General features: G+C 70.1%; 5 protein-coding genes and 1 pseudogene. 2 read left to right on the top strand and 4 right to left on the bottom strand.

All coding sequences use genetic code 11. The annotated features are described in order from the left end of the window. The 3 genes and pseudogenes from CcI156_RS11145 to CcI156_RS11135 form a co-directional block, all read right to left on the bottom strand. On the bottom strand, positions 1-813 hold an 813-nt coding region (locus CcI156_RS11145; RefSeq protein WP_139341479.1), incomplete at its 3' end, for an RNA-guided endonuclease TnpB family protein. Beyond that, a complete protein-coding gene (locus tag CcI156_RS11140) occupies positions 810-1,382 on the bottom strand; it encodes an IS607 family transposase (protein WP_076805549.1) in 573 nt (190 codons plus the stop codon). The genes CcI156_RS11145 and CcI156_RS11140, both read right to left, overlap by 4 nt. Positions 1,383-1,452: 70 nt before the next feature. Further along, positions 1,453-1,680: pseudogene (locus CcI156_RS11135) on the bottom strand (protease); the annotation flags it as partial. A 344-nt stretch (positions 1,681-2,024) separates the two neighbouring features. On the opposite strand from CcI156_RS11135, the gene CcI156_RS11130 reads away from it, so the two are divergent. Further along, a complete protein-coding gene (locus tag CcI156_RS11130; protein ID WP_076805551.1) occupies positions 2,025-2,927 on the top strand; it encodes a TerB family tellurite resistance protein in 903 nt (300 codons plus the stop codon). Positions 2,928-3,130: 203 nt separating this feature from the next. Here the strand turns inward: CcI156_RS11130 and CcI156_RS11125 are convergent, their stop codons facing one another. After that, the gene (locus CcI156_RS11125; RefSeq protein WP_076805548.1) at positions 3,131-3,604 is read right to left on the bottom strand and encodes an SCP2 sterol-binding domain-containing protein; all 474 of its coding nucleotides are present in this window, start codon (positions 3,602-3,604) and stop codon (positions 3,131-3,133) included. Positions 3,605-3,789: 185 nt separating this feature from the next. On the opposite strand from CcI156_RS11125, the gene CcI156_RS11120 reads away from it, so the two are divergent. Beyond that, a partial coding sequence (locus tag CcI156_RS11120) for an aminotransferase class IV (RefSeq protein WP_076805550.1) occupies positions 3,790-4,624 on the top strand: 835 nt, incomplete at its 3' end.

The raw sequence follows: 4,624 nt of genomic DNA, 5'->3' as shown, positions 1-4,624 counted from the left end.
CGCGAGCTGGGCGGCGCGCTGCCGCCGCCCAGCGCTGCCCGGCTTCGACCGGGCGTGGGCCCGCGACGCCCGGCGCAGTCGCCGTTCGGCCCGCTGGTAGTGCTTCGGGTTGGGAACGGTCTGCCCGGTCGACAGAACRGCGAGGTGCTTCACGCCGAGGTCGACGCCCACCGGGCCGCCCGCGCGTTGCCGTCGCGACGGCCGCTCGGGAACGTCGCGGTCGACCTCGACGGTGAACGACACGAACCAGCGGTCAGCAGTCCGGGACACGGTCACGCCGARCAGYCGSGCMCGTCCGTCGGCCARCCGGCCGGTCAGGGCGCCCATCGGCTCGTGGACCTTCACCCGCCCGATCCGGGGCAGCTTCACGTAGGTCTCGTCAGCCGGGCCGTAGGCGCCGGTGGTGTACCGGAACGAGTCACGGGCCTTTCCCCGCTTCTTGAACCKGGGAAAGCCGACCCGCCGGCCCTTCCGCTTCCCTTGCCGGGAGTCGGTGAAGTTCTTCAACCCGCGGGCAAGCTGGTCGAGCCCGGCGCGGAACGCCTCCTTCGAGCACTCGYYCCACCAKGGGGCRAYGTCSYKCTTSACCKSGTTCCASSSSAGSCGCAGCGCGGGSAGCGTCCACGGSACSGSGGTGAGCRSGTCGCCSGTCAGSCCGTAGSWCTGCTCGGCGTCRCGCTGSGCGWGCGCSGCCTTCACCCGGGCCAGGCCCCAGTTGTAGRCGAACCKSGMCGCCCCGGCGTGGCGGSSSAKRCCGGCSAGSTGGGCSTSGTTCGGGTCGAGGGCGAASCGGTACGCCTGSARCGTCGTCAYTCGSCWGCCTCGGTGGCGGCGGCGACSGCRCGSGYGGCMCGGTTCRCSGCGGCCCGRCGACCGTACARCCGGGCGCACAGCGACGTCAGGATCTCGGTGACGTCGCCCACCAGGTCGTCGTCGACCTCGCCCGGGTCGACGACCAGCAGCCGCCGGCCCTGCGCCGACAGCGCCGCCTCGACATACTCGGCGCCGAACCGGGCAAACCGGTCCCGGTGCTCGACGACGATCGTCGCCACGGCCGGGTCGCGCAGCAGGCCGAGGAACTTCCGCCGATGACCGTTGAGCGCCGACCCGACCTCGGTCACGACCCTGCCGACAGCCAGGTTCTGGCTGGCCGCCCAGGTGACGATCCTGGCGACCTGCCGGTCAAGGTCCGGCTTCTGGTCAGCGGACGACACCCGGGCGTACACCACCGCGACGGGGCGCCCGGCCGGCACGGTGGGTTCGTCGACGAGTACCAGCCCACCGACCTTGCGGGCAGGGACCGGGAGCAGGCCGTCGCGGTACCAGCGCCGCGCCGTGGTGTACCCGACGCCGTTCGCGGCGGCCCACTCCTTAAGGTTCACACGAACATCATACGACGCCATCAGAGGCCATCAGACGCCATCGGACGCTGATTCGGCAGCAGCTTTCATCCCCCAGGCTCTGCGCGGTGAAGAACCCGAAGATCGGTACGACGAGGCCGAGCGCGGAGTAGACGCCACAGATCCGGTGCAGCACGCGGACGATCCCGGCAGCACGCTCGTCGCCCGGGGAGGTCAGCGCCAGGCGCGCAGCCGGGGCGAACATGCTGGCGGCCACGGTGACCGGTCCGATCGCGAGGATCGCGGCCAGGACATGCACGCTGAGCAGAAACTTGGTCACGGTATGCCTCTCAGGATCGGCCTAGGATCGGGCGCGGACGGTCTGGATACGGATCCGGTGGCGCCGCGCCCACGCCTCGGCGCTAAGGTCCGGACGGCTCGACGTCCTAGCCGCCACAGACACCATCATCCTTCCGAGACTGGCCGATCCCACCCCACCACTGGCCGCGGACCTGCGCGACGCCCGGCGGTCTACGGCGGCACGCGGCACCCGGACCGAGCGGTCACGCCGGCAGCGCAGATGAGTAGTTCCGGACCGCCGCGTCCACTCGCTCCGCCATCTGGTGGATGATGGTGYCTGCGCGTAACCCGCCTTGTGCCGTGCGTCTTCAGGAGGCTTTCGGTATGCCTTTGCAGGCTGCTATTCGGCTTGATGTTCGGCTTCTCGTACGGATTGACGACCGCATTCTCYTCGCTCGCCCGCCGGGAGAAGCCTGGCATGTCCTTCCGGGCGGTCCGGTGGCGGCGGGAGAGAGCACGGACGACGCTCTCGAACGGCAGGTAGGCCGCCTCGCCGGCCCTCGGACGATCTCCCGGCAGTTCATCGGGGCGGTCGAGCACGACGGAACCATCACCGGCCACTCACCTGAATCCGCAACCGATCACGTGCTCAGTATCATGTTCGCCGGCTTCTGGCCGTCCGACATCCCGACGCCGTCACGCTGGGGGGAGCACACGCTGGTTCCGGTTAACATCAACGTGCTCCTCGCGACACGCCTGCGCCCGCTATCGATGGCCGAGGTGGTACGTCGCTGGCTCGCCGAAGGCTGGCCGCTCTGGCGCGGCCTCGATCCCGCCGTCGGCAACCGGCGGCTGCCCTCCCTGGCCTCACTGCGCGCGCAGCTGTTCGCCCGTCGGGAGGAGCTGCGCAGCCTCACTTTCCGGGACGCCGCCGTGGCGATCTGTGCCCTCGTCACCGCGGCCGATGGTCGCATCGATCCGGCGGAACGCGAGGGACTACTCGGCTTCATCGCCACGGATCCGGTGATGTCCCAGTTTCCCGAACAGGACGTGGAACGGCTCTTCGATGAACATCTGAGCCGTCTCACCGCAGACTTCGCCGCCGGCAAACAGGCCGCGCTGGCCGACATCGCCAAGGTGCGGGGGCGGGCGACGGAAGCCGCCGCCGTGGTGCGCATCGGGCAGGTGATCGGCCTGGTTGACGGCGAGTTCGTCGCCAGCGAGCGGGCCGTGGTGCGGGAGGCCGCCCTCGCCCTCGGCCTGAACACCGCCGAGTTCGCCCTGTGAGGGGCGAGCCGGCGCCGGTTGAACGACGTCGCCGACCCGTCCGCTCATGGCCTCCTCGGCTGGCCTTCCCAGCTGACCTCCTCGGCGCGACGGCACAGAGCGGCCATGTCGGCCCCGGCGGGCAACTCGTACTCCCGAACGTCCAGCACCGGCCGCACCAGCCGGCACCTCATCGTGGCGGCACCGGTGGGGACCGCCGCCGGTCAGCTCTCCTTCTTGATCTCAAACCAAGACAGGATCCTGCCTCCGAACTTCAGGTCACCATCAATCTTGATCTTTCTGGTGAGGAAGAGCTTGGCCCCGCTGGCCTGACCGGAGACCACCCGAACGAAGCGGACACGATCCGTGATAATGGTCAGCGTCTGCTCCCCCGMGGATTCACTCGGGGTCCCGGTGGCGGGCGGTGTCGCCAGAGTGCAGACACCGTCGGCGACCCGCAGCTCGTAGGTGCGCACGGCGCCGCCCGGTCCACCGTTGAGCACGAATCGGWCCAGAGCGTTCTCTTCTTGTGCCTGCTCTGGGCGGAAGGTGTCGCGCATCTGCCGGAAGACCTCGTCCAGCACCGCGTCACCGGCCGGCCCACCCAGCAGGTCGGAGACCTCACGCTCCGACATAGCGGGCAGACCGCTGACGAGTTTCGCCGGGTCGGCCGTGGAATCGACGGCAAGATCGGACATAGCCACACTCCTTTGCGTTCGTGTTGGCGTTCGTGGGCGGCAGCCTGTCGGCAGCACGCACGAGCACGCTAGCGAAGACGACACGGCGGCGGTTCCGTGGGCGACGCAACCGGAACATCGCGCGTGACGGCCCAGCCACGGACGGCCCAGCCCACGGAACCGCCGCCCGCCGGCGGGTCACTATCGTGGCCAAGGTGGTCACTCCCACACTTCGACGCGTCGAAATCGACGGGCACCCCGTTCCCCTCGATGAGCCACACCGCCTAGCCCTGCTCCCCCACGGCCACTTCACAGTGCTGCAGGTGCGAGCCGGTCGGGCCCGGGGCCTGCGGTGGCATCTCRCCCGGCTGAATGAGGCGAACCAGGAGCTCTACGGCGAGCCTCTGGACGGCGAGCTGGTTCGCCACCGCATCCGGCAGGCACTGTACGCCACCGAGACGGCCGCCGCCGRCTCCGAGGCCACGGCGACAGCCGCCRCCACGCTGGATGCCACGGTCCGGATTGTCGTCACCGAGCAGCCGGACGGCGCAGGGGTGYGCGTCATTGTCGCGATCGGCGAACCGGCAACCATGCCGACCACCCCACAACGGCTGCGGTCAGTGCCGTACCTGCGCCCGTTCGCCCACCTCAAGCATCTCGGGACGTTCGCGCAGATCCAGCACGGCCGGCTCGTCCGCCGTGACGGCTACGACGACGCCCTGTTGACCGCCCCCGGYGGGCTCGTCGCGGAGGGCGCAATGACCAACATCGGTTTCTTCGATGGCAACATGATCGTCTGGCYGGACGCTCCCGCCCTGCGCGGAGTCACCATGACGCTGTTGGAGCAGGCACCGGCGGACGGCGGYCCGCCCAGCGTACGGGCCCCCGTGCGACTGGCGGATCTGGCGGGCCGAGGCCGCCTTCGTCACCAACTCACGCGGGATCGCGCCCGTCCGGCCATCGACGGCCACCTCTTCGCGGGATCCGAATGGCTCATGACGACGCTTACCCGCCGCTACGACGCGGTGCCATGGGATCCGA

Source organism: Frankia sp. CcI156 (assembly GCF_001983015.1).
Classification (GTDB): Bacteria; Actinomycetota; Actinomycetes; order Frankiales; family Frankiaceae; genus Frankia; species Frankia casuarinae.
The sequence above is the reverse complement of the archived record's forward strand: the minus strand, read 5'-3'. Positions and strand labels throughout refer to the sequence as shown.